The sequence below is a fragment of the Micromonospora sp. NPDC048169 genome, assembly GCF_040652815.1.
GTDB lineage: Bacteria > Actinomycetota > Actinomycetes > Mycobacteriales > Micromonosporaceae > Micromonospora.
In genome coordinates, this window is sequence record NZ_JBEZMS010000044.1 from 1 (window position 1) to 23382 (window position 23382).

A 23382-nucleotide genomic window follows, 5' to 3' on the forward strand; every position below is an offset into this window, starting at 1 on the left:
CTCAAGCAGGTCGACGGCTGGCGCGACATGCCGCTGACCAAGGCCGCCCAGACCGTCCAGGTGTCGGCCTACCCCGACCACTACGCCCAGTGGGAACAGCAGGCCGCCGACCTCGTCGCCGAGCACTGGAACAAGTAAGACGAACAAACAGCGAAAGGCCGGCACCCCGAAACGAGGGGTGCCGGCCTTTCCGCGTACCCGATGGGTCAGGCCGGGGGCAGGACGAACGTCCACGTGGTGGTGGTCGTGCTGGCGGCACCGCCGGTCGCGGTCAGCCCGCCGTAGCTGCCGGTCGGCACGCTGCTCGCCGAGTCGGCGAGCAGGCCGGTCACCCGTCCGCCACCGGTCTGCGAGGAGTTGCTGCGCACCGCCACGCCGGACGGCGGGGTGAGCGCGGTGGAGGTGCTGTCGCCGTGCAGCCAGTACGACACGGCCCAGCTCTGCGCCGCGGTCACCGGCGCGTACGGGGTGATCCGGGTGGTGGTGCTCGCCGGGTCGGTGGCCCTGCTGAAGACCGGTGCTCCCGGTGCAACCCCCCGGTACGCGGCCAGCACCAGGTTGCCCTTCGCCTGGCTGTCCAGTGTCACCCGGACCGCCGTGCCGGCGTCGCCCGCGCTCGCCGTCTTCCACCAGGCCGTGGTGGTGGCGAAGCCACCGTCGAGGCGGTCGAGCCTGCTCCAGCCGGTCACGCCGGTCGGCTCACCGGTGGCGGTGTGCGTGTTCTGGCTGAGCACGAGCAGCAGCGTGTCACCGGCCTGCACGCCCGCCGGGACGGTGACCGTGTGGCTGGTCCAGTTGGCGTTAGCGGTGGCCTGGCCGACGAACGAGATCCGCTCCGCTACGGGCGCGACTGTCACCTCGACTGTCGCGGTGCCGGTGGCACCCCGGTCGTCGGTGACGGTGAGCGTGACCGGGTAGGTGCCGGCCGCCGCGTACGTGTGCGACGTGGTCGGCACGGAGGCCGTGCCGGTGGTGTCCCCGTCGCCGAAGTTCCAGCTGTGGTCCTGGATCGCGCCGTCGGCGTCGGTGGAGCCCGCGCCCGAGAACGTGCACACCAGGCCGGAGCAGGTTGGCGTCAACGCGGCCACCGGCGTCTGGTTGGCCGGGCCGCCCGAGCCCTTCAGGATCTTCACGTAGTCGATGTCGCCGGCGAAGTAGTCGCAGGTGACCTTCGTACCGTCGCACTGGCTCTTGCCGCCGACGGACAGCGGCCATGTGTTCGCGATGGTGCCGGTCGGCCCGTTGAGGCGGCTGGTCCGCACGCCGTCGACGTACATCTCCACGTACGCCGACGTGCGGTTGCAGGTGATCGTGTGCCACTGGCCGTCGGAGATCGGCACGTCCGTGTAGCCGGTACGGGAAGCGCCGTCCGCGCCCCGGAACAGGCACTTCGGCTTGCCGTTCGGCGCCTCGAACTTCCAGTAGCCGCCGGCCGTGTTGCCCTGTCCCTTCTGGAGGATGTTGCCGAAGGAGTACGTGGTCCGGTACCGGATGGTCACCGAGAAGTCCCCGGCGTCCGGGTTGAAGTCGGTGGTGTGCGGCACCAGGTCGACGTGGCCCGGGACGGACTGCTGTTCGCTCGGCAGGTGGGTGGCGAAGCGGTGGCCGGTCGCTCCGGCGTAGAGCGCGCCGGTGACCACCTCACCGCCGATCGTGCCGTGGCGGCCGTTGCCGCTGTAGTCGGTCAGCACCGGCGACGACGTCGGCTCGTCCATGCTGAAGAACGCCACCGTCCGCGTCGCGGTGGCCTGCGCGGGCGCGGCCGAGACCGTCACCCCGGCCGCCGCGACGACAGTCGCCACCCCTAATCGGGCGGCCGTCCGCCGCCATCGTCCCCGCTCGATCATGTGCATGTGTGACCGCCTCCCTGCGCATCGGGGCATCACAGTGACACGCGTGGTGGCGGCGGCTGAATAAGCCGCACGGTGGAGCTGAGTGACCGATGTGGCCGGTACGAACCGTCCGGTGGGGTACGTCCGCAGATCGACCGGCGGCGCCGGTGAGCGGGGAGGGTGACTCTCGGTGGGCGATACTGGGTTTGAACCAGTGACCTCTTCCGTGTCAAGGAAGCGCGCTCCCACTGCGCCAATCGCCCGGGCAATCGCGAGCGGACGACGGGATTCGAACCCGCGACCCTCACCTTGGCAAGGTGATGCGCTACCAGCTGCGCTACGTCCGCGTGCCGCCGGTTCGCGCCGGCGACGGGGTGAACTCTACCCGATGCCAAGATCGCCGTGCGGCAGACCCCCGCCGCGCCGGATGGCTGTGTGGTTGCGCTGCTCGCCGCCGGGGTACAGAGGCCGGTGACAGCACAACCATCCCCCGAAGGAGGCTGTCGTGGGTATCGGTACGAGCATTTTCCTGATCGCGGTCGGCGCGATCCTCACGTTCGCGCTCAACGCCAGCGTCGGCGGGGTCAACCTCGACGTCGTCGGCTGGATCCTGATGGCGGCCGGCGTACTCGGCCTGATCATGACCACGCTGGTGTGGGGTCGCCGTCGCCAGGTGGTCACCACCACCGCCGAGCAGCCGGTGGAGTACCGCCGGGTCGAGGAGCGCCGGGACGTCGCCCCGCCGATGTGACCCCTGCGGGGCCGACGGAGCTGATCGGTCCCGGAGAACCGGACCGGCCGGATCACCCGATCCGGCCGGTCCGATCCGTCACGGGCGCTCGCTGTCGTCGGCGCGCAGCCCGTACCAGCCGATCGCGGCCACCAGCGCCACCTGCACCAGATAGCTCACGACGACCACCGCACGCGCGGCGTCCTGCGGCACCAGCACGAACGCCACGACGTAGACGAGCCCGGCGATGACCAGCGGACGCGGCATGGTCCGGCCGACCAGGGTGCCGGCGAGCGCCAGGACCATGCCGAGCACGATCGCCACCTGGCTGCCGAGGATGGCCGGGAGCAGGCCGTCGAGTTGGTCGTTGAACACCTCGAACAGCGCCCGCCCCTGCGACTCCGGCAGGACCGCCGGGTCGCCGGCGTAGGCGAACGGCAGCACCTCCGCGGTGATCACCAACGCGAACACCACGCCGCCGAGACCGGCCAGGAACGCCCCCACCAGGTTCAACACCCCGGCACGGCCCCGGGCCAGCCGGACGATGAACACCGCGGCGGCGATCCAGGAGACGGCGTACGCGGGCCCGCCGAGGTAGAGGTTCATGGGCCAGTAGGCGGCCCCCAGGTCCCGGACGTCGTCGTAGTGGATCGCGCCGTCGAACGGCGGCTCCCACAGCATGAACAGCGTCCGCCCGGCCAGGGCCACCAGGAGCAGGACGAAGAGGGCGACGAGCGCGGCACGGCGCGACTTCGGTACGGGCACGGTGAGAGCCTCCGTCGATCGGATGATGCTCCACCGTGCCGAGAATCGCCGAAACGGGGCATCGGCCTCAGCACCTATCTTCGGAGAAGCCCTGCTCAGCGCCGCTGCCGCGCGTGCTCCAGCCAGATCCGCGCCGCCCGTACCCGCCGGTTCGTGCCACCGCCGGGGGTCAGGTCGAGCTTGACGAAGATCGCGCGCAGGTGGGCGTCCACAGTGCGCTCGGAGACCACGAGCTGCGCCGCGATGCCCGCGTTGCTGGCGCCCTCGGCGAGCGCGGCGAGTACCTCGCGTTCCCGCGCCGTCAGCCCGCCGACCGGCGCCGGACCGGCTCCGGCCTCGACCCCCGTGCCGGACACCTCCGGCGACGCCGCGGCCTCCACCCCACCGGCCGGGTGCGCCGGCTCGGCGACGTCCGCCGTACCCGCTGTGCCGCCGCCGTCCGCCGTACCCTCTGCGCCGCCTCGCGGCGTCACCGCCGGTGCGGCCGACAGGGTCGGTGCAGCAGGCGGTGTCGGTGCAGCGGGCGGTGTCGGTGCAGCAGGCGGTGCGGCCGGCAGGGTCGGTGCGGCGGTGAGCAGCCGCGCCAGGCGGCCGGTACCGGCCCACGTGCCGCCGCCGACGACGACTGTCAGCGCCGACACGACGAGGGCGACCGAGGTCGGACCGAGGGACGAGCCCGGAGCCGCCACGAGCGTGCCGGCGCCGACGACGAGCAGGGCGGCGGCGGCCAGGCCGGCGGCGCGCACCACGAAGCCGACCCGGCGGGCGTCGATCGTGCCCCGGGCGGCGGTGACCGCGCATGCCACGGCGAACACGGCGGCACCGGACAGGGCTACCAGGAAGGCGACCGAGCCGAGCGACGGCTCGACGTCACCGGGGGCGCGGGCGACGGCGAGGAGCAGGCAGAAGACGACGGTCAGCGGCGCCGCGGTGGTGGCCGCGGCGGCCACGCCGAGGCGGGCCCGCACGGTGTGGTGCGAGCCGAGGGCGGCCCGCCAGAGCGTCACCGGCAGGACGAGCAGCGCCGCCACGCCCAGCACGGTGACCACGGCACCAACCGGCGCGAGCGCGGTACGCCAGGACTCCCCCGCGATCGTCGGGAGCCCGGCGAACGGCTCGGTCGCGGTCGTCAGCAGCGCGTTGACGAGCGCGGCAGCACCGAGGACGAGACCCACGTACCGGTGGGTCCCGGGGGTGGCCGCGCCGGTACGGACGGCGGCCGAGGCGGTCAGTTGCAGCAGCGCGAGCGGTGGGATCCACGCCGAGTTCCACACCGCGACGGCCGGCCCGGCCCACTGGTGCCCGGCCGCGACGGTGGCCACCGCCAGGACGGTGAGCGCGAGGTACGCCAGCAGCGAGGCGGCGAGCCCGGTCGCCAGCCGGCCTGCGGCGCGGTGGCCCGACCGGGCGAGCCGGGACGCGGCGGTGGCCGCTGTCACGGCTGCGGCGGCCGGGGCGACGGCGCCGGCCGGCTCGGTCGTGAACCCGCCGTGACCGGCCGCTCCCAGGGCGACGAGCGCGACGGCACACGCCCCCGCCGTGGCTCCCGCGAGGACGGGCAGGCCCAGCAGCGCGGGCACCGGGCGGGCGGAGGCGGTCATCGGCGCCCCCGCCGGCGCCGGGCGGACGAGTGCCGGCCGGCGGCGGCCCGGGTCAGATGCGCGCCCACCGGCACATTCAACCCGGTAACCCGCCCGGAGGTCGATCCCGTGGCGTGCGGCGCCGGTTTGTCACCACCGCGCGGGCGCGGCGACGGCCGGCGGCGCGGCATTGGACTGATCGCTGACGACGAGAAAGGCCGTGTCGAGTGATCGACACGGCCTTTCCGCTGGTGGGCGATACTGGGTTTGAACCAGTGACCTCTTCCGTGTCAAGGAAGCGCGCTCCCACTGCGCCAATCGCCCTCGTCTAATGCCGAGGTGGAGACGGGATTTGAACCCGTGTACACGGCTTTGCAGGCCGTTGCCTCGCCTCTCGGCCACTCCACCGAGGTTGCCCCCGAACTGCGTGGCGGCATCTCCGAGCGGACGACGGGATTCGAACCCGCGACCCTCACCTTGGCAAGGTGATGCGCTACCAGCTGCGCTACGTCCGCACGCCCCGGTGTTATCCGGTGACGGATGAGAACTTTAGCCGAGCCCGGGAACGGTTGCCAAATCGGGTCCCCTTTCCGGCGCGTCCGGGGTGGCCGGGGCCTCGCCCCGCAGGCTTCCTAGGAGCCTGGGTGGCTGGCTCGAAAGGGTAGTCGCGAAGGCCGCGACCTGCCCGAATCCGGGCGGCGCGTCGAGTGTCCGGCATCCGACTGTCCCATCGACGACCGGCCGCTTCGGTAACTCCTCGTGGTCATTCGGATGGGTTACCGTGACCCGGTGACGAGACGAGCCGCCGAGATCCGCCTGGACGCGCTGCTGCGTACGGCCTGCGAGGTGATCGCGGAACGAGGGCTCGCCAACACCCGCACCGCGGACGTGGCCGAGGCCGCCGGGGTCAGCCAGGCGCTCGTGTTCTACCACTTCGCGACGAAGGACCGGCTGCTCGCGCAGGCCTTCGCGTACGCGGTCGAGCAGGATCTGGCCCGCCTCGACGCGGTGCTGCGCTCCTCCGCCCCGCCGCTTGCCAAGCTGCGCCGGATGCTGCGCCTCTACACACCCACCGGCCGGGCCACCTCGTGGTCGATGTGGATCGACGGGTGGGCGGAGTCGCTGCGTACCCCGGAGTTGGAGAAGCTCTCCCGCCGCCTCGACCTGCGGTGGCGGCAGGACCTGGCCGCGGTGATCACCGCCGGGGTCGCCGAGGGCACGTTCGACTGCCCCGACCCGGCGGGCGCGGCCTGGCGGATCAGCGCGGTGATGGACGGGCTGGCGGTCCAGCTCGCGGTGCACGAGCGGGTGATCACCCGCCGGCAGATCGCCGAATGGATCCGCCTGGTCGCCGCCAGGGAACTGGGCCTGGAACCCAGCCAGCTCGACTGACTGTCCCACCCACCCCGCGCCGGTGATCAAGGAGTTCGTGTCTCCGTCCGGGCCGGCGGAGGACACCAACTCCTTGATCACCGGGAAGACCGCCCGAGGGGGTCAGTGCCAGCGGGGGCGGGGGCGTTCGAAGGGGGGTGCGAGCGTCTCCGGTTCGGCCGGCGCCGACGGGCGCAGGAGGCGGCGCATCCGCAGCAGCAGCCCGGCGCCGAGGAACAGCAGCAATCCGCCGAGCAGGAACGCGGCCTGCACCAGGCCGAAGCCGCCGCTGTCCGCCACCGGCCGCCCGGCCAGGCCACCCGGCGGCGGTGGCTCCACCGCGGCGTCGGTCGGCTCGCCGGTGGGTTCCTCGTCGGGCGCCTCGGACGACGGCTCGTCGCTCGGCGACTCCGAGGGCTCCGCGCTGCTCGGCGAGGGCGTCGGCTCGGCACCCTCCCCCACCACCTGACGGGAGGCGGTCCGCCGGGCCAGCAGGCGCAACTGCGGGTCGTACGCCTCGGCGGCGAAGCTCACCCGCCCGCGCCCGACGTCCTCGGCGAAGGCCACCCGGTAGCGGGCGGTCACGGTACGGCCGGGACAGAGCACCCCGGGGTCGAGTTGCCGGTCGGTGAGCCGGGCGGTGTCTCCCTCGGTGCGGATCTCCAGCGGGAACGATCCGCTGTCCTCCACCCGGTCCACCTTGAGCTGGTCCAGCCGCAGGCCCTGCACCCGCACCAGCATCGACCAGCGCACCTTGACACAGCCGCCCCCGTCGGAGCGGGACACCACGGCGGACAGCGTCTCCACCCGGTTCCCGGCGGTGAACTCGTCCGGCAGGCCGCTCAACTCGGTGGAGAAGGCAGCCGCCGCCCGCGCCGGCAGGGCTCCGCCGTACCCGGTCCCGGCCACGAAGGTCAGCACCAGTCCGATCCGCAGCGCGTGCCGCCAGCCGCTCACCACGCCTCCTCCCCCTCGGTCGTGTTCACAGGCAACGCTAGGAGCACGCCGGGGACGCCGGTAGACGGGCGTGTTCGCATCCAACGCCAAGAGAAGAGGGCTGTTTCACCGAGTGTGGTGAACCGGTCACGACGCCGCCGCGACACGCCCGGGATCGGGCCCGGCCGGGCGGTGGGACACAATTCTCCGGTGTCCGAGCTGTCCGCCGCGTTCGTCCGGCTGCACGCCCGCCTCGCCCCGGTCGCCTTCGTACCCGAGGTGCTGCTGCACCAGGCCGACGAGCCGATCGGCCTGTGGGAGCTGACCGAGGGCGAGTTCCGCAGTTCCCAGCCGCCGCCGTTCTGGGCGTTCGCCTGGGCCGGCGGGCAGGGCCTGGCCCGCTACGTCACCGACCACCCCGAGGTGGTCGCCGGCCGCCGGGTGCTCGACCTGGCCTCCGGCTCCGGCCTGGTCGCCGTCGCCGCCGCCCGCGCCGGCGCCGCCGCCGTCCGGGCGGTCGAGGTGGACGAGCGGGCCGTCGCGGCCGTCGCGCTCAATGCCGAGGCCAACGGGGTACGCGTCGACGCCGAACTCGGCGACATCCTCGATGACGACGCCGGGGACGCCGAGGTGGTGCTGGCCGGGGACGTCTTCTACAGCGAGGCGATGGCCCGCCGGATGCTGCGCTTCCTGCTCCGGGCCGCCCGCGCCGGTGCCCGGGTGCTGGTGGGCGACCCGGGACGGGCGTTCCTGCCGCGCGAGCGTTTCCACGAGCTGGCCGCGTACGAGGTGCCGGTCTCCGAGGCGCTGGAGAGCGTACGGGTGAAGCACACCACCGTCTGGGAGCTGGACCCGAACCCGCCCGGGGCCCGCCGCTAGCGTTACCGGGTGCTGTTCCGGGGCTGGGGCGAGTCCGTCGACGAGCCGTGGCCGGACGCGGCCACAGTCGTCGACCACGTCGGCGTGCCGCACCTCGTGGTGACCCGGCACGCGCTCGTACGCGAACTGCTCACCGACCCGGTGACGTTCCAGCCGGACAACGCGCTCGACGCGGTCACGCCGATCCCGGTCGCCGCGCTGCGGGTGCTCGCCGGGCACCGGTTCCGGCTGCCGCCGACGCTGGCGAACAACGGCAGCGCCAGCCACCCGGAGATCCGCGGCATCGTGGCCGACGCGCTGCACCCGCACCGGGTGGACGCCCAGCGCCGATGGCTGACCGGGCTGGTCCGCGAGCGCGTGGCCACCCTGGCCGCGGCGCTGGATGAGGGCCGCCCGGTCGACCTGTACGCGGGCCTCGCCGCCGACCTGCCGCTGCTGGTGCTGGCCCGGCTGGTCGACCTGCCGGACGCCCCGGTGGGCGCGGTGAAGGACTTCGCCCGCGCCGCGCTGGAGCTGTTCTGGGCGCCCCTCGACGAGCGCCGGCAACTCGCGCTCGCCGCCGAGGTGGGCCGGTTCCACACCGTGCTGCGGGAGTTCGCCGCGACCGGGGGCGGGCTCGCCGCGCGGCTGCGCGACGCCGGGCACTCCCCCGACGTGGTCGTCGGTGCGCTGTTCTTCCTGCTGGTCGCCGGCCAGGAGACCACCTCGCAGTTCCTCACCCTGCTGCTGCACCGGCTGTCCCGCGAACCGGCGGTACGGGCCGGGCTGCGCGCCGGCACGGTGGCGGTGGACGACGTGGTCGAGGAGGGGCTGCGGCTGGAGCCGCCGATCGTCACGTGGCGGCGGGTGGCGGCGGTCGACACCACGCTCGGCGGCCTGCCCGTGGCGGCGGGTACCAGCATCGTGGCCTGGCTGGCCCGCGCCGGGCGCGACCCGGCGGTGGTCGAGGCGCCCGGTGAGTTCCGCCCCGGGCAGCCCGGCTCGCGGCGGCACCTGGCGTTCGGCGCCGGGCCGCACCGCTGCGTCGGCGCGCAGCTGGCCCGGATGGAGGCCGCGGTGGTGGTCGCGGAGGCCACCGCGCTGCTCGACGGCGTGACTGTGGTCCGTCCACCGTGGTGCCCGGACAACCTGACCTTCCGGATGCCCGACGCGTTCGTGGTCAGCCGCGCCTGAGCGCTGCGGGTGTTAGGAAGGGACCCTTTACCTACCGGAGGCGTTAACAGGGGGCCCTGCCTTACTCCTCGGCCCAGGCCCGCCAGTCGTCGAGCACGCCGTACAGGGCGGGGGTGAGCCAGCCCGGCGCGGACCGGCGGAACACGCCCGGGTCCATGCCGCCCGCGCCGGCCGGCACCGCGCCGAGCAGGTTCGGCAGCAGCTCGGACAGGTTGAGCCAGTGCACCAGCTCCGGTTCGGCCGGCCAGGCGCCGATCACCACGCCGGCCGGCACGGCCCGCCGTTCCAGCGCCTCCAGCGTCAGCGCGGTGTGGTTGAGCGTGCCGAGCCCGGCCCGCGCCACCACCACCGCGGGCGCGCCGAGCGACACCGCCAGGTCGGCCACCGTCCACGGCTCGCCGGACGGGCGCAGCCCCATCGGTACGAGCAGACCGCCCGCGCCCTCGACGAGCACCAGGTCGTGCTTGTCCGCCTCCTCGCGGATCGCGTCGACCGCGTTGTACAGCTCCAGCGGCGGCAGCTCCGCCACCCGGGCCGCTGCCAGCGGGGCCAGCGGATCGGGGTAGCTGGCGAGCGTCCGGCCGGTCAGCGGGGCGGCCAGCCGGGTCACCGCGTCGACGTCGCCGGGCTCGCCGGTGGCCGTACCGGTCTGGCCGGGCTTGACCACGGCGACCCGCAGCCCGGCCGCCTGCGCGGCGGCGGCGACGGCGGCTGTCACCACCGTCTTGCCGACCTCGGTGTCGGTGCCGGTCACCAGCACCGGCCCGGTCCAGGCGTCGCCGAGGCTCATGGGGCACACTCCACGATCACGTCCAGGGCCCGGTCGAAGTCGGTCCGGTCCACGCCGGCGCTGACGGTGAGCCGCAGCCGGGAGCGGCTGTCCGGGGTGGACGGCGGACGGAAGCAGCCGACGGCGACGCCCCGGTCCCGGCAGGCGGCGGCCCAGGCGGTCGCCGCCTCCGGTCCGGGAGCGGTCACCGAGATCACCGCGCCGTCCGGGGCGGACACGGACAGCCCGGCCGCGCCGAGCCGCCGCACCGCAGCGGCGACCCGGTCGGCCAGGTCGGCGCGCAGCGCGTCCCCGTCGCGGGCCAGCCGCACCGCGGCGCGCACCCCGGCCACCACGGCGGGCGGCGGCGCGGTGTCGAAGATGAACGTGCGGCCGGTCTCCACCAGGTGACGGACGAACTCGGCCGGCCCGGCGACCACGCCACCGGCCCCGCCGAGCGCCTTGGAGAGCGTCGCCGTGACCACCACGTCGGGCGCGCCGGCGAGCCCGGCGGCGGCCACCCCGCCGGCCCCGGCCGGGCCGGTGACGCCGAGCGCGTGCGCGTCGTCGACGAGCAGCAGCGCGCCGTGGCGGCGGGCCACCGCGTGCAGCTCCGCGAGCGGGGCCAGGTCGCCGTCGACGGAGAAGACCGACTCGGTCACCACCACCGCCGGTCGGCCCGGCGCGGCGGCCAGCGCGGCGGCCACCGCGGCGACGTCGGCGTGCGGCGTCACGAGCGTCTCGGCGCCGGAGATCCGGCAGCCGTCGATCAGCGAGGCGTGGTTGTGGGCGTCGGAGACGAGCAGCGTACGCGGCTGCGCCAGCCCCCGGACGGCGGCGAGGTTGGCCAGGTAGCCGGAGGAGAACACGAGCGCCCGGTCGACGCCCAGCCAGCCGGCCAGGTCGTCCTCCAGCGCGTGGTGGGCGTCGGTGGACCCGCGCACCAGACGCGACCCGGTGGCGCCCAGCCCGTACGCGGACAGGGCCTCTGCCGCGGCGGCGGTGACCTCGGGGTGGGTGGCCAGGCCGAGGTAGTCGTTGCCGGCCAGGTCGACCACGGCGTCGTCGGCGGCGCGGGGGCGCAGCGTGCGGGTCAGTCCCGCCCGGGCCCGCAGCTCGGCGCGGCGGTCCAGGGCCGCGAGCCAGTCCGCCACCGTGCCGCCCCTCCCCGCCGACCGTCGCCCTTCCGGGCGCTTCCGCGGGGCGAAGTTACCACCCGCGCCGAGGGCCCCGGCGTGGCGCGGTCCCGGCTCGCCGGAGGGCAGGCGGCGGCTGTTTCCCGCGCTCATGGTGGCCTGTTAGGTTACGAGCCATGCCAGAGATCCTCGACCAGGCCCGGGAGCGGGTGCTGGGCAACGGTGTCGGCCTCGACGAGGCCGGTGTCCTCGCGGTGCTGAACCTTCCCGACGAGCACCTGCCCGCCGCGCTCCAGCTCGCGCACGAGGTCCGGATGCGCTGGTGCGGTCCGGAGGTCGAGGTCGAGGGCATCGTCTCGCTGAAGACCGGCGGCTGCCCGGAGGACTGCCACTTCTGCTCGCAGTCCGGCCTGTTCACCTCGCCGGTGCGTTCGGTCTGGCTGGACATCCCGGCGCTGGTCGAGGCCGCGAAGCAGACCGCCGCGACCGGCGCGACCGAGTTCTGCATCGTGGCCGCGGTGCGCGGCCCGGACGCCCGGCTGATGAAGCAGATGCGCGAGGGCGTCGCCGCGATCCGCGCCGCTGTCGACATCCAGGTCGCCGCCTCGCTCGGCATGCTCACCAAGGAGCAGGTCGACGAGCTGGTCGAGATGGGCGTGCACCGCTACAACCACAACCTGGAGACCTGCCGCTCCTACTTCCCGAACGTGGTCACCACGCACTCGTGGGAGGAGCGCTGGGAGACGCTGCGGATGGTCCGCGAGTCCGGCATGGAGGTCTGCTGCGGCGGCATCCTCGGCCTCGGCGAGACGGTCGAGCAGCGGGCCGAGTTCGCCGCGCAGCTCGCCGAGTTGGACCCGCACGAGGTGCCGCTGAACTTCCTCAACCCGCGCCCCGGCACCCCGCTCGGTGACCGCCCGGTGGTGGAGGGCAAGGACGCGCTGCGCGCCATCGCCGCGTTCCGGCTGGCCATGCCGCGCACGATCCTGCGGTACGCGGGGGGCCGCGAACTCACCCTCGGTGACCTCGGCACCCGCGACGGTCTGCTCGGCGGCATCAACGCGGTAATCGTCGGCAACTACCTGACCACGCTGGGGCGGCCGGCGACGGCCGACCTGAAGCTGCTGGAAGACCTGAAGATGCCGGTGAAGGCGCTCTCGGCGACCCTGTGAGGCAGCGGTGACCGAATCCTCCCCCGCCACCACGGCGGCCCCCGCCGCGCTCTGGTGCGACAGGTGCGGCGAGTCGGTGGCGGCCGGGCCGCACCCGGCGTGCGAGACGGCGCGGGCGTGGGAGCCGCCGCGCTGGTGCGCGTCGTGCCGGCGGCGGATGAAGGTGCAGGTCGTACCGGCCGGCTGGTCGGCCGTCTGCGTCGAGCACGGCGAGCGGCGGGGCTGAGGCGTGCTGCGCGGGCGAGCGGTGACACTGCGACCGGTGACCGACGCGGACGTGGCCGCGCTGGCCGCGATCCGGGCCACCCCGGAGGTGCGCCGCTGGTGGCGCGGCGGTGACGACCTGGCCGAGTCGGTGCGGGCCGACCTGGCCGACGACGCGCTGACGATGTACGCCGTCGAGCACGACGGCCGGCTGGTCGGCGCGATCCAGTGGTACGCCGAGACCGACCCGGACTACCGCCACGCCAGCCTGGACGTCTTCCTCGACCCGGCGGTACGCGGCGCCGGGCTGGGCGGGGACGCGATCCGCACGCTGGTCCGGCACCTGGTCGACGAGTACGGCCACCACCGGTTCACCATCGACCCGGCGGCGGCGAACACGGCGGCGATCCGCGCGTACGCGAAGGTGGGGTTCCGTCCGGTGGGCATCATGCGCCGCTACGAGCGCGGCGCGGACGGGCGCTGGCACGACGCGCTGCTGATGGATCTGCTCGCCGAGGACCTGGCCGGCTGAGTCAGCCGGCCCAGAGCAGGTTGCCGTCGGGCAGGCGGCGGGCGCCTTCGGCGGGCCGGTGCGGGCTGAGCCGGCCGTCCGGCATGAGGTGCGACACCGGCACGCCGCGGCCGAGCACGGCGACGTCGGCGATCAGCCGCCGGTGGCAGCGCCACCAGACGCTCTCGCTGCACATCACCGCCGTGGTCCGCAGCGCGGCGTCGGCGAGCACCTCGTCCAGGGCCACGTCGAAGTCGGGCGTGCGGGTGTACGCGGCGTACGCCCGGAAGGCCGCGACCGTCCACCAGGTGTCCGCTTCCGGCTCTCCGGCGCGGACGTGCCGGCGGCCGCCGAGGCGCGGCTCCCAGCGGTAGCCGATGCCCCTTCCGGGCAGCCAGCGTTCCATCGCCTCGCGGCGGACGTCCGGGTTGGTCCGGCTGGCCGGGTAGCGGCGCACGTCCACCACGAATGTGACCTCCGCGCCGGCCAGCAGTTCCCCGAGCTGGTCCCGGCCGGCGGCCCCGTGCCCGACGGTCACCAGCGCGCGCTCCATCGACCCAGCTTGCCCCGGGCCGCCGCGGTCCGCCCACCGGCCGGGCACGGTCCACCCGAAAAGCGTGCCCGGCACCACGCGGTGCCGGGCACGCCTCGGTTGTGCGCGGTGGGGCCTAGCGCTGGAGGGTCAGCACACCCGGCCGCCACGGCAGCAGGTTGTAGTCGCCTCCCGCACTGGGGTTCTTGCCCTGGTACAGGAACTGGAGGTTGCAGGCGTCCACGGTCTTGGTCTGGTCGGGGTTGGTGCGGACCAGGTCACCGTGGCTGATGTCGTTCGTCCACGTCGCGCCGCTGTTGGCCTTGCCGGCGAAGGGGTTGCTCTCGCTGGCGGCCTGCGGGGTCCACGATCCGCTCAGGCTGTTCGACGTGAACGACCGGAAGTAGCGGCCCTGGCTCCCGATCGCCTCGACGATCATGAGGTACTGGTTCTGGCCGGCCACCTTGTAGACCTCGACGCCCTCGAACAGATTGTTCGTCGAGTCGGTCATGATCGTCGTGTAGTTCGAGCCGAAGCTGCCCGGGAAGTTCCCGAGCGGCATGCTCGACCGGTAGATCTTGCCGTTGTCCCCGGCGAAGAACAGGTACATGTTCTGGTCGTCACCGATGAGGGTCTGGTCGATGACGCCGTACGGGGCGTCCGGCAGGGTGGCGGTGGACAGCGTCTGCGCCGAGGACCAGCCGTTGGCGTTCGTCGGGTCGCTCGACGTCTTGTAGCTGAACGAGGTCGGCCCCCACTGGTACGCCAGCACCCAGATGTTCTTCGGGGCGAAGTACAGCAGGGTGGGCGCCACGGTGCCCTGGCTCATTCCGTTCTGGCCGGCCGAGGCCATGTCGGACCAGTTCGTGAACGTGCTGAAGTTCATCGAGCTGTACTGGCCGCTGCTGTTGACGTACGACCCGTAGACCAGGTGCTTGCCGTTGTAGACCACGTTCGTGAAGTCCTTGAGCGAGACCCAGCCGTTCTGCGGGTTGGCCAGCGCGCCGGTCGACGACCACCGGTAGGTCGACGGGAGCGCGCAGCCACCCGGCGGCGGCGTCGTGGTCGGCGGCGGCGTGGTCGGGGGCGTGGTGCCGCCGAAGTCGGTTCGCCACTGCTGGTTGGTCTGTCCGTGGCAGTCGTACAACTGGATCTGCTGGCCGTTGCCGGTGCCCCAGACGTCCAGGCAGCGGCCGGACTGCACGCCGCTGATGGTGCCGTTGGAGTTGATGTTCCACTGCTGGTTGGACTGGCCGTTGCAGTCCCAGATGATGATTCCGGTGCCGTTCGCGGTGGCCGCGCCGTTCGCGTCGAGACACTTGCTGCCGTAGACCATCAGCTGCTTGTTCGAGGTGTAGGTCCACTGCTGGTTCGACTGGCCGTTGCAGTCGTAGAGCTGGACCCGGGTGCCGTTCGTCTGCGTGGCGTTCGGCACGTCGACGCAGCGGCCCGACTGCACGCCGACGATCCGGCCGGCGCCGCCGCTCGGCGGCGGGGTCGTGGTCGGGGTGGTGGTCGGGGTCGTGGTCGGCCCGGCCGCGTTGAGGGCGTTGAGGACCGAGGTGTACGCGGCCTTCTTGTTACCGCCGCCGTCGAACAGCAGCGGGTTCTCGTTGGAGCGCCAGGAGTCGCTGTCCCGGACACCCCACACGGTGATGCCGATGCAGCGCGGCACGTTCAGGCACGCCTGCGTCAGCCCGGCGTACTGGCTGGTGGACGAGTTGGTGACGTCGACCTCGGTGAGCGCCACGTCGACGCCGAGCGCCGCGAAGCTCGACAGCGTGGTCTGGAAGTTGCTCGGCAGGGAGCTGCCGCCGGTGAAGTGGGTCTGCAGGCCGACGCAGTCGATCGGGACGCCCCGGGACTTGAAGTCCTGGATCATCCGGTAGACGCCCTGGGTCTTGCCGTACGACCAGTTCTCGATGTTGTAGTCGTTGTAGCAGAGCTTCACCGACGGGTCGGCCGCCCGCGCGGTCCGGAACGCCACCTCGATCCAGTCGTTTCCGGTGCCCTGAAGGTTCGACTGACGACGGCTGCCGTCCTCGTTGAACGCCTCGTTCACCACGTCCCACGCGGCCAGCTTGCCCTTGTAGTGGGCCATCACCCCGTTGATGTGGTTGATCATCGCGTTGCGCAACGTGCTGCCCTGCATGTTCTGCATCCAGGGCGGCTGCTGGGCGTGCCAGGCCAGCGTGTGGCCGCGGACCTTCAGGCCGCGCTGGGTGGCCCAGTTGTAGATCTGGTCGCCGGAGGAGAAGTTGAACTGCCCCTGGTTGGGCTCCGTCGCGTCCGGCTTCATCTCGTTCTCAGCGGTGATCATGTTGAACTCACGCGCCGCGATGGTGCTGTAGGTCGAGTCGTTCAGCCGGCCCGCCGCGATCGCCGTGCCGAAGTACCGGCCCGACTGCGCGGCGGCCGCGCCCAGCGTGGACGCGGCGGCGTTCGCCGACGGCATCATCACCGCGACGGCGGCCACCGTCACGGCGCTCACCGCGCCGGCGAGCAGTGCCCGGACAGCGGGCGATCGCCGTCGCCGACTCCCGCCGCGATGAAGGGATGGACTCATTGCCATCGTGGCCTCCTTACTGGCCGACACCCAGGCCGTCGGGGCGGGACGACTGGACGTTCCGGTTGGGGTATCTAGCTTTGTCGATGCTTTCACCACGCGTCGGTGGGGACAATGGTGTTTCGGAAACGTTTCGGAAAAGTTCTGGCCGGGCGGGGGCGTGGTCGGTCACCCGGCCACGCCCCGCCGACCGGTCAGGAGACGGTGCAGGCGGAACCGTTCAGGGTGAAGGCGGCGGGCCTCGCGGTGCTGCCGGTGTGCGTGCCGTTGAAGCCGAAGCTCGTCGACGCCCCCGCCGCGATCGTCCCGTTGTAGGACAGGTTCGAGGCGGTCACCGCGGCGCCGGTCTGGGTCACGTTCGCCGACCACGCCTGCCCGACCTTCTGCCCGCTGCTCGGGAACGTGAACGCCAGCGTCCAGCCGTTGATCGCCGTGGTGCCGGTGTTGGCGACCGTGATGTTCGCGGTGAACCCGGTGTCCCAGGTGTTCGCCGTCCAGGTCACCGCGCAGCCGCCGCCGACCGGCGGGGCCGTGGTGGTCACCGTGACGCCGGGCGACGGGGGCGACACGTTTCCGGCCGCGTCCACCGCCACCACGGTGAAGGTGTACGTGGTGGAGGCGGTCAGCCCGGTCACCGCCAGCGTGGTGCCGGTGGTCGAGCCGACCAGGACGGTCCCGCCGCGGTAGACGCGGTAGCCGGTGACCCCGACGGCGTCGGTGGACGGCCCCCAGGTCAGCGTCAGGCCGGTCGCACCGACAGCGGAGGCGGTGGGCGTGCCGGGCACGGTCGGCGGTGTGGTGTCCGGCGCCGGGCCGGCCGGCGTGGTGACGCTGACGGCAGCCGACGCCGCGGACCGGTTGCCGGCGCCATCGAGCGCCCGCACGGTGAACTGGTACGTCCGTTCCGGCGCCAGCCCGGTCACGGCCAGGGTGGTCCCGGTCGAGGCGGTGACGACCGGGTCGGCGCCGGCCGAGGTACGGGTCACCTCGTACCCGGCCAGGCCGCTGCCGCCGGTGTCTGTGGAGGCAGCCCAGGTCAGCGTGAGCCCGCTGGACGTGACGGCGGACGCCACGGGCGTGCCGGGCACGCTCGGCGCGGTGGTGTCCGGGGTGGCCGGTCCCGGCTCCTCGCCCCAGACGCGCACGCCGCCGGAGTAGAGCGGCACCTTGCGGTTCGGCCCGGCGGTGGCCTGGTAGGACGGGTCGTTCGTCGGGTCCCAGGTGCCGCCCTCCGGCACCCCGATCTTGAACTGGACCTCCATCCGGTGCTGCGACTGCCCGGCCGGCGCGATGGTGTAGCCGGTGCAGTCGACCTCGACGTACCAGATGTCGCCGGAGAACTGCTTCGCCGCCGACGGCGACGGGCAGCCCTGGGTGTAGCCGGGGGTCACCGTCACCGGGCCGGTGCCGTCGGGCCGGAAGTAGTACCGGAACTTACCGGTGGTCAGCGCCCGGGCCGGGAACGCGGACTTGTTGTAGATGATCGCCTTGAGCCCGGTGGCGCGCGGCTCGGCCTGCATGACAGTGGTCTCCACTGTCATCTCGTCCATGTCGGGCGTCTCGGCGGACGGGAAACCGGCGCGCGGGCTGCCGCCGTACTCGTTCGCGAGCCGGGCCAGCGCGGAGGTGAAGCCCGCGTTGTAGTCGGTGGCCACCTCGTTCATCACGTAGTCCGACCGGCTGTCGGTGTACGCGTCGTTTGCCGCCGACGGGCCGCCGACGAGCGCGCCGTAGAGCACGTGGCGGGTCTCGACGGGCACGGTCTGGCTGTCCCACCAGGAGCCGTGCGCGGTGCGGTGGTGCGGGTTGCGCGGCGAGTTGGCGCCGAAGCCGATCTGGTAGCTGGAGTTGCGCGGGTTGTCGCCGAGCGCGTAGTTGATCTGCCGGACGGCGAAGTCGTGGTAGCGCGCCTTACGCGTGGTGTCGGTGGTCTTGTCGCTGTAGACCAGCGCGGCGAACGCCGTGTTGGAGGCGTACCGCAGCGCGCCCCAGGAGTCGAGCACCGCCATCCCGCCGGGCGAGTACGGCACCCGCTGCCCGTTGACGCCCACCGTCCAGTAGTCCAGCCACCGGTTGGCGTCGTCGGCGTACTTCTGCTTGCCGGTCAGGTTCGCCAGCAGCACGTAAGCGCCGAACTGCTTGTTGTCCCAGGCGATGGTCCACTTGTAGGAGCGGGTGGTGGACTGCGGCTCGGTGCCGAGATTGTCGTACTCGCTCTCGGCCTTGGTCAGGTAGGTGGCGTCGCCGGTGGCCCGGTACAGCCAGATCGCGCCCCACACCAGCTCGTCCTGGTAGCCGCTCCACGACTTGTAGAAGCTCGTCGCGTCGGTGATGCACTCGTGGTAGCTCTTCCGCACGGTGTCGGCGAACGTGTAGAGCTGCTTGGCGTGGCCGAGCAGCTTGTCCGCGTAGGCCGCGTCGGTGGGCCGGAAGACCATGGACGAGGCGGCCATCGCGGCCGCCGTCTCCCCCGCCAGGTCCGCGCCGCCACAGCTCGCGTCGATCTTGTACGCGGGCCGCGCCATCGGCATCACCTCGGCCGGGCCCCACCACTTGTGGTCGTCGTCGCCCTTGCCGACCTGTCCGTAGAGGACGTTCGGGGCGACGTGCGCCTTGACGAAGTAGTCGTTGACGAAGCGCAGGTTGTTCAGCAGGTGGGTGAGCTGGCCGGAGGCGACGTACCCGTCGCGGTACTCGACCGCGCCCCACGCCAGCATGGTGGCGCTGAACGCCATCGGGAAGCCGAACTTCACGTGGTCACCGGCGTCGTACCAGCCGCCGGTGAGGTCGACACCGGCGTCGGCGCCGTCGGTGAGCGCCGAGTCGCCGCGCCAGGAGACGCGGTTCCAGGACGGCTTACGGCCGGACTGCTGCGCCTCGTAGAAGAACAGCGACTTCTGCAACGCCTCGGCGTAGTTGAACGCTGGTGCGGCCTGCGCGGCGGCGGACGCGGGTGGCGGGGCGGCGACGGCCGTGGCCAGGCCGACGGCCAGCGCGGCGCCTGCGGCGAACAGCCGGCGGAGCCGGGACCGGCCTCCGGGCGGCGATATCGGACGGGGCATGGCGAGCTCCTGTGGCTGGCGCCGGGGCGGCAGCCGGAGCGGGACGGGGATTCGGGGCTCCGGCTGCCGCGTGGCGGTGGTGGTGGGTATCCGGGAAGCCTCGGGAGCGCTCCCATGGATAAACGACAATGTAATGCGCCGTTCATCACAGGGGAAGAGCGCACTGATCCGGGACGTCCGGGCGTACTCACGGGTAACCATCGGGAGCTGGATCACACTATCGATAGAAATCGATATAGAGAGTGTTCTTTCCCAGCTCAGGGGCATCGCCGACGTGTCGAACGCACCCCCGAGGGGGTCGGCGGCAGCTCGGCCGTCCTGGCATACGAGCGTACGGTTGCCCGGCCGTTCGGCCCCGCGGGACAGTACGCCTCACCTGCGGTGCCATCGACGCCGCCGCTCCCCGGACGACACTGAGGAGATCGCGATGGCTCTACGACTCGCCGAGGGCACCTCCTGGTCCGACACGCTCGCCCGGGCGGTGGCCGCCACGCCCGAGGCGTTCGGCACCGGCCCCGACGGCGCCACCACGCTGCACAACCTCGTCCAGGGCGACTGGCGCGCGCTCGGCACGCCCACCGCCGTCCGTACCCCGGTGGACAACACCGTGCTGATCAGCATGGCCCGCCTCGACGCCGACACCGCGCGCGCCGCCGTCGCCCACGCCGCCGACGCGCACCGGGAGTGGGCGCGGACCCCGCTGGCCGAGCGCATCGCCCGGGTCACCGACGCGCTCGACGCGCTCACCGCGCACCGCGACCTGCTCGCCCTGCTGCTGGTCTGGGAGATCGGCAAGCCGTGGCGGCTGGCCTGCGCCGACGTGGACCGCGCACTGGACGGCGTGCGCTGGTACGTGCGGGAGATCGAGCGGATGCTCGCCGACGGCCGGGAGCCGCTGCCCGGCCCGGTCAGCAACATCGCCTCCTGGAACTACCCGATGAGCGTGCTGGTGCACGCCGAGCTGGTGCAGTTGCTGGCCGGCAACGCGGTGATCGCCAAGACCCCCTCCCAGGGCGGCGCGGTCTGCCTCACCGTCGCGCACGCGCTGATGCGCCGCGCCGGGCTGCCCGCCACGCTGCTGTCCGGCAGCGGCGAGGAGCTGTCCGAGGTGCTCGTCCGCGCACCGGAGATCGGCGCGGTGGCGTTCGTCGGCGGGCGCTCCAACGGCGGCAAGGTCGCCGCCGCGCTGCTCGACTGCGACAAGCGGCACTTCATCGAGCAGGAGGGCCTGAACGCCTGGGGCATCTGGAACTTCTCCCAGTGGGACACGCTCGCCGCGCACCTGCGCAAGGGCTTCGAGTACGGCAAGCAGCGCTGCACCGCGTACCCCCGGTTCGTGGTCCAGCGCGACCTGGTCGACGAGTTCCTCGACATGTACCTGCCGGTGGTTCGCTCGATCCGCTTCGGCCATCCACTCGCGGTGGACGAGACGTGGCGGGCCGGCGACCCGTTGCCGGAGCTGGACTTCGGGCCGCTGATCAGCGGCGCCAAGGCCGACGAGCTGCGGCGCAAGGTCGACGAGGCGGTACGCGGCGGCGCCGTGCCGCTGCACCGTGGCAAGCTCGGCGGGGCGCCGTTCCTGGACGGGCAGGACACGTCCGCGTACGTCGCCCCGGCCGTGCTGCTGGCCCCGCCCGGCCGGTCCCGCCTCATGCACGCCGAGCCGTTCGGCCCGGTCGACACGATCGTCGTGGTGGACACCACAGACGAGCTGCTGGCCCAGATGAACGCCTCCAACGGCGCGCTCGTCGCGTCGCTGGCCTGCGACGACGAGGAGCTCGCCGGCAAGCTGGCGGTGGACCTCCAGGCCTTCAAGGTGGGCATCAACAAGCCGCGCTCCCGGGGCGACCGGGACGAGCCGTTCGGCGGCCGGGGCGCGTCCTGGAAGGGCGCGTTCGTCGGCGGCGACCTGCTCGTGCAGGCGGTCACAGTGGGCGGCGACGGCCGGCTCTACGGCAACTTCCCCGACTACAGCAGCTACCCGGCCACCTGATCGCGAACAGACGGGCGGGGCCCCCGCATCGGGAGCCCCGCCGTGTCACCGTCCTCCGTATCGGAGGTCGGCCCTGGTGGCGCGTGACCGCGCCGGTTGCGGCCGTCCGTCCGTACCCCTCGGGTGTGCCGCGCCGTTGCGGCGCACCTCCGTGGTCCGGCCGGCGGCCGTCAGCTCAACTCGACCGCTGTGCCGGCACCGCGGCCTCGGCGCGCGCGAACTGATCCGTCGGCTGCCGCACGGTCAGCGGCAGCGTCGCGGTCAGCACGGCGCCGTCGCGTTCCATCGCCACCGGCCGGTCCAGCCGGCGCAGCGTCCGCAGCATCGGCGTGTTCTCGGACTGCACGTGCAGCAGCACGGCGGCGTACCCGGCCCGGTCGGCGTGGCCCAGCAGGCGGCGCAGCAGCGCCGAGCCGAGACCCCGGCGCTGCCAGTCGTCGCGGACCAGCAGCGCCGCCTCGGCCTCGTCGCCCTCGCCGAGCAGGTTCGCCATCGCCACGACCGGCTCCGCCGCCCCGCCGGAGCCCGCCGTGGCGAGCAGTGTCACGCCCCGGGCCGGTTCCAGCAGCCGGCGCAGCCGGGCCGGCGACGGGTCCGCCGCACCGCTCAGGTAGCGCCGCTGCCGGCTGCGCGCCGAGCAGGCGGCGTGCAGGTCGCGTACGCCGGGGACGTCCTCGGCGGTCGCGGCCCGCACCGACACCTCGCCGCCGTCCGGCAGCACCAGCGTGATCCGGTCGGCGTCCCGCCGGGCGAGCGTGGCCGCCAGCTCGACCAGGGCCTGCGCGCGGGCGTACTCGGCCGGGGTGAAGCTGGGCTCCCGGCGGTGCAGTTCGTGGGCGCCGCCAGCCGGGTCGGCGAGCACCATCGTGGTGCCGCCCACCCCGCCCGGCGCGGCGGCGGGCGTCGGACGCCAGCTCACCGCGTCCGCGCCGAGCAGCGTCCGCAGCACCGCGCCGGTCGCCTCCGGGTCGCGGACCAGCCGCCCGGCGAGCCCGAGCACCCGGGTCGGCTCGTCGGCCAGCCCGCGCGCCTCGCTGCGCGCGACCCAGCAGTCCCGGCCCCGGCCCCGCTCGACGGCGGCCCGCAGCTCCGCCTCGGTCACCTGCTCGGGCGCGTCGACCAGAAAGTCGTCGACCGCGCCGGCCTCGGTGGTGTGCACCTGCACGCTGAGGATGTTGACCCCGCGCAACGCGAGGCTCGCCGTGAGCACCGACAGATAGCCGGGCCGGTCGTCCACGGTGGCTCGGATCCGCCACAGCGCCATGGTTGTCTCCCTTCCTCGGCACCGACCATGCCGTCCGCCTGTTGCGGGCCCGTTGCCCCGGGGTGACGCGGGCCGTCCGGTCAGGTGACCGTGGTCACGGGCGGCGTGCCGACCAGGTCCAGCCGGTCACCGAGGATCACCGCGCTGGCGCGGACGAGCTGGGCGAGCCGGTCCACCTCGGTGGAGTGGAACCCGGCGGCGGTGAGCGGTTCGCTGTGGTCGCGGGCGACCACGAGCACCAGCCCGGCCCGGCCGAACGGCGCCACCGCGTAGTGGTGGCCCTCCGGGCTGGTCATCGCGCGTGCCCGCAGCGGGGTCACCTCCGGCAGCCGGGGCGGCGCCGGCGCCCGCCAGCTCGCGTGCCCGACGGCGGCGACGCCGGCCCCGCCGCTGCGTGAGGCCCAGTCCAGGGGTACGACGGCGGCCACCGCCCAGTCCGCGGCGAGGAGCCCCGGCACCGCGTCGACGAGCGTGGCCATCCCCTCCACCGGGTTGGCCGCCACCTGGGCCAGCAGTTCGGCGTCCTGCCCGGTGGTGGTGGGCGCGCCGATCGCACGCCACACGCCGTCCACCCGGACGCCGGGGATCGCGGCCAGCCCGGCGAGCATCCGCTCCACCCGCGCCGCACCGGGCCAGACCACTGTGAAGTCGTCCACCGCCCGGCCGCCGAGCCGTTCCAGCACGACCACCTGCACGATGTCCGCGCCGGAGACGCCGAGTGTGCGGGCCACCTGGCCGAGCGTGCCCGGACGGTCCGGCAGGGTCACCCGAACTCTCAGCAGCATGTCTGATCCCCTCCGCTCGGCGGGCCGGCGGCGCGCCGGCAGGCTGGGGCCCAGCCTGCCGGTTGACCATTTCGCCCCTGTTGCAAGGGCATGTCCCGCCGGGAAAACCCGACCTTGACAAC

The 23382-nt window shown here is 73.4% G+C and carries 19 protein-coding genes and 5 tRNA genes; 8 read left to right on the forward strand and 16 right to left on the reverse strand.

Features of this window, described 5'->3' with window-relative positions:
• Positions 1-206 precede the first annotated feature (206 nt).
• The 3 genes from AB0D28_RS26135 to AB0D28_RS26145 all read right to left on the reverse strand — a co-directional run bounded on the left by AB0D28_RS26135 (position 207) and on the right by AB0D28_RS26145 (position 2179).
• Positions 207-1853, reverse strand: a complete 1647-nt coding sequence (locus tag AB0D28_RS26135) for a PKD domain-containing protein (RefSeq protein WP_357389939.1) — start codon at positions 1851-1853, stop codon at positions 207-209.
• Positions 1854-2023: 170 nt separating this feature from the next.
• Positions 2024-2095: transfer RNA gene (locus tag AB0D28_RS26140), tRNA-Val, on the reverse strand.
• Positions 2096-2106: 11 nt separating this feature from the next.
• Positions 2107-2179 (reverse strand) — tRNA-Gly (locus tag AB0D28_RS26145).
• 158 nt (positions 2180-2337) lie between these two features.
• On the opposite strand from AB0D28_RS26145, the gene AB0D28_RS26150 reads away from it, so the two are divergent.
• Positions 2338-2583 (forward strand): DUF6458 family protein, encoded by a 246-nt coding sequence (locus AB0D28_RS26150; protein ID WP_357389941.1) that lies wholly within the window; start codon positions 2338-2340, stop codon positions 2581-2583.
• A gap of 78 nt (positions 2584-2661) precedes the next feature.
• Here the strand turns inward: AB0D28_RS26150 and AB0D28_RS26155 are convergent, their stop codons facing one another.
• From AB0D28_RS26155 to AB0D28_RS26175, 5 genes are all read right to left on the reverse strand, one after another.
• The gene (locus tag AB0D28_RS26155; RefSeq protein ID WP_357389943.1) at positions 2662-3327 is read right to left on the reverse strand and encodes a hypothetical protein; all 666 of its coding nucleotides are present in this window, start codon (positions 3325-3327) and stop codon (positions 2662-2664) included.
• 95 nt (positions 3328-3422) lie between these two features.
• Positions 3423-4928: a helix-turn-helix transcriptional regulator gene (locus AB0D28_RS26160; RefSeq protein ID WP_357389945.1), complete on the reverse strand. Its 1506-nt coding sequence runs from the start codon at positions 4926-4928 to the stop codon at positions 3423-3425.
• A 228-nt stretch (positions 4929-5156) separates the two neighbouring features.
• Positions 5157-5231, reverse strand: a tRNA-Val gene (locus AB0D28_RS26165).
• Positions 5232-5244: 13 nt separating this feature from the next.
• Positions 5245-5315: transfer RNA gene (locus tag AB0D28_RS26170), tRNA-Cys, on the reverse strand.
• A gap of 34 nt (positions 5316-5349) precedes the next feature.
• Positions 5350-5422 (reverse strand) — tRNA-Gly (locus AB0D28_RS26175).
• A 274-nt stretch (positions 5423-5696) separates the two neighbouring features.
• On the opposite strand from AB0D28_RS26175, the gene AB0D28_RS26180 reads away from it, so the two are divergent.
• Positions 5697-6299: a TetR/AcrR family transcriptional regulator gene (locus AB0D28_RS26180; RefSeq protein ID WP_357389947.1), complete on the forward strand. Its 603-nt coding sequence runs from the start codon at positions 5697-5699 to the stop codon at positions 6297-6299.
• A gap of 102 nt (positions 6300-6401) precedes the next feature.
• Here AB0D28_RS26180 and AB0D28_RS26185 read toward each other — a convergent pair whose 3' ends face one another.
• Entirely contained in the window at positions 6402-7235 is an 834-nt protein-coding gene (locus AB0D28_RS26185) for a hypothetical protein (RefSeq protein WP_357389949.1), read from the reverse strand.
• Positions 7236-7424: 189 nt separating this feature from the next.
• Here AB0D28_RS26185 and AB0D28_RS26190 point away from each other — a divergent pair, with 189 nt between their 5' ends.
• Both AB0D28_RS26190 and AB0D28_RS26195 read left to right on the forward strand, forming a co-directional pair.
• Positions 7425-8093, forward strand: coding sequence for a 50S ribosomal protein L11 methyltransferase (locus AB0D28_RS26190; protein WP_357389951.1), 669 nt, complete (start codon positions 7425-7427; stop codon positions 8091-8093).
• Between the two features lie 9 nt (positions 8094-8102).
• Entirely contained in the window at positions 8103-9266 is a 1164-nt protein-coding gene (locus AB0D28_RS26195; protein ID WP_357389952.1) for a cytochrome P450, read from the forward strand.
• A 61-nt stretch (positions 9267-9327) separates the two neighbouring features.
• On the opposite strand, the gene bioD is transcribed toward AB0D28_RS26195, so the two are convergent.
• Together bioD and AB0D28_RS26205 are read right to left on the reverse strand one after the other, a co-directional pair.
• Positions 9328-10056: a dethiobiotin synthase gene (gene bioD / locus AB0D28_RS26200; RefSeq protein ID WP_357389954.1), complete on the reverse strand. Its 729-nt coding sequence runs from the start codon at positions 10054-10056 to the stop codon at positions 9328-9330.
• On the reverse strand, positions 10053-11189 hold the full coding sequence (locus tag AB0D28_RS26205; RefSeq protein WP_357389956.1) for an 8-amino-7-oxononanoate synthase: 1137 nt from the start codon (positions 11187-11189) through the stop codon (positions 10053-10055). Before AB0D28_RS26205 ends, bioD begins: the two co-directional genes overlap by 4 nt.
• A gap of 158 nt (positions 11190-11347) precedes the next feature.
• On the opposite strand from AB0D28_RS26205, the gene bioB reads away from it, so the two are divergent.
• The 3 genes from bioB to AB0D28_RS26220 are packed head-to-tail and all read left to right on the forward strand — an operon-like array spanning position 11348 to position 13079.
• Positions 11348-12343 (forward strand): biotin synthase BioB, encoded by a 996-nt coding sequence (gene bioB, locus AB0D28_RS26210; RefSeq protein ID WP_013284870.1) that lies wholly within the window; start codon positions 11348-11350, stop codon positions 12341-12343.
• Positions 12344-12350: 7 nt separating this feature from the next.
• The gene (locus AB0D28_RS26215; protein WP_357389959.1) at positions 12351-12569 is read left to right on the forward strand and encodes a hypothetical protein; all 219 of its coding nucleotides are present in this window, start codon (positions 12351-12353) and stop codon (positions 12567-12569) included.
• A 3-nt stretch (positions 12570-12572) separates the two neighbouring features.
• Entirely contained in the window at positions 12573-13079 is a 507-nt protein-coding gene (locus tag AB0D28_RS26220) for a GNAT family protein (protein ID WP_357389961.1), read from the forward strand.
• A gap of 1 nt (position 13080) precedes the next feature.
• Here AB0D28_RS26220 and AB0D28_RS26225 read toward each other — a convergent pair whose 3' ends face one another.
• The 3 genes from AB0D28_RS26225 to AB0D28_RS26235 form a co-directional block, all read right to left on the reverse strand.
• Positions 13081-13611 (reverse strand): DUF488 domain-containing protein, encoded by a 531-nt coding sequence (locus AB0D28_RS26225; RefSeq protein ID WP_357389963.1) that lies wholly within the window; start codon positions 13609-13611, stop codon positions 13081-13083.
• Between the two features lie 115 nt (positions 13612-13726).
• The gene (locus AB0D28_RS26230; RefSeq protein WP_357389965.1) at positions 13727-16162 is read right to left on the reverse strand and encodes a non-reducing end alpha-L-arabinofuranosidase family hydrolase; all 2436 of its coding nucleotides are present in this window, start codon (positions 16160-16162) and stop codon (positions 13727-13729) included.
• A 188-nt stretch (positions 16163-16350) separates the two neighbouring features.
• Positions 16351-19218 (reverse strand): glycoside hydrolase family 9 protein, encoded by a 2868-nt coding sequence (locus AB0D28_RS26235; RefSeq protein ID WP_357389967.1) that lies wholly within the window; start codon positions 19216-19218, stop codon positions 16351-16353.
• Between the two features lie 427 nt (positions 19219-19645).
• On the opposite strand from AB0D28_RS26235, the gene AB0D28_RS26240 reads away from it, so the two are divergent.
• The gene (locus AB0D28_RS26240) at positions 19646-21211 is read left to right on the forward strand and encodes an aldehyde dehydrogenase family protein (protein WP_357389969.1); all 1566 of its coding nucleotides are present in this window, start codon (positions 19646-19648) and stop codon (positions 21209-21211) included.
• Between the two features lie 175 nt (positions 21212-21386).
• Here AB0D28_RS26240 and AB0D28_RS26245 read toward each other — a convergent pair whose 3' ends face one another.
• On the reverse strand, positions 21387-22475 hold the full coding sequence (locus tag AB0D28_RS26245) for a GNAT family N-acetyltransferase (protein ID WP_357389971.1): 1089 nt from the start codon (positions 22473-22475) through the stop codon (positions 21387-21389).
• An 80-nt stretch (positions 22476-22555) separates the two neighbouring features.
• Complete coding sequence (locus AB0D28_RS26250) at positions 22556-23260, reverse strand: amino acid-binding protein (protein ID WP_357389973.1); 705 nt, start codon at positions 23258-23260, stop codon at positions 22556-22558.
• Positions 23261-23382: the final 122 nt, after the last annotated feature.

What these genes read in the sequence shown, in the direction of transcription:
- AB0D28_RS26225 (WP_357389963.1), bottom strand. Translation starts at nt 13,611, where the DNA reads ATGGAGCGCGCGCTGGTGACCGTCGGGCACGGGGCCGCCGGCCGGGAC.
- AB0D28_RS26230 (WP_357389965.1), bottom strand. Translation starts at nt 16,162, where the DNA reads ATGGCAATGAGTCCATCCCTTCATCGCGGCGGGAGTCGGCGACGGCGA.
- AB0D28_RS26135 (WP_357389939.1), bottom strand. Translation starts at nt 1,853, where the DNA reads ATGCACATGATCGAGCGGGGACGATGGCGGCGGACGGCCGCCCGATTA.
- AB0D28_RS26245 (WP_357389971.1), bottom strand. Translation starts at nt 22,475, where the DNA reads ATGGCGCTGTGGCGGATCCGAGCCACCGTGGACGACCGGCCCGGCTAT.
- bioB (WP_013284870.1), top strand. Translation starts at nt 11,348, where the DNA reads ATGCCAGAGATCCTCGACCAGGCCCGGGAGCGGGTGCTGGGCAACGGT.
- bioD (WP_357389954.1), bottom strand. Translation starts at nt 10,056, where the DNA reads ATGAGCCTCGGCGACGCCTGGACCGGGCCGGTGCTGGTGACCGGCACC.
- AB0D28_RS26240 (WP_357389969.1), top strand. Translation starts at nt 19,646, where the DNA reads ATGGCTCTACGACTCGCCGAGGGCACCTCCTGGTCCGACACGCTCGCC.
- AB0D28_RS26235 (WP_357389967.1), bottom strand. Translation starts at nt 19,218, where the DNA reads ATGCCCCGTCCGATATCGCCGCCCGGAGGCCGGTCCCGGCTCCGCCGG.
- AB0D28_RS26160 (WP_357389945.1), bottom strand. Translation starts at nt 4,928, where the DNA reads ATGACCGCCTCCGCCCGCCCGGTGCCCGCGCTGCTGGGCCTGCCCGTC.
- AB0D28_RS26250 (WP_357389973.1), bottom strand. Translation starts at nt 23,260, where the DNA reads ATGCTGCTGAGAGTTCGGGTGACCCTGCCGGACCGTCCGGGCACGCTC.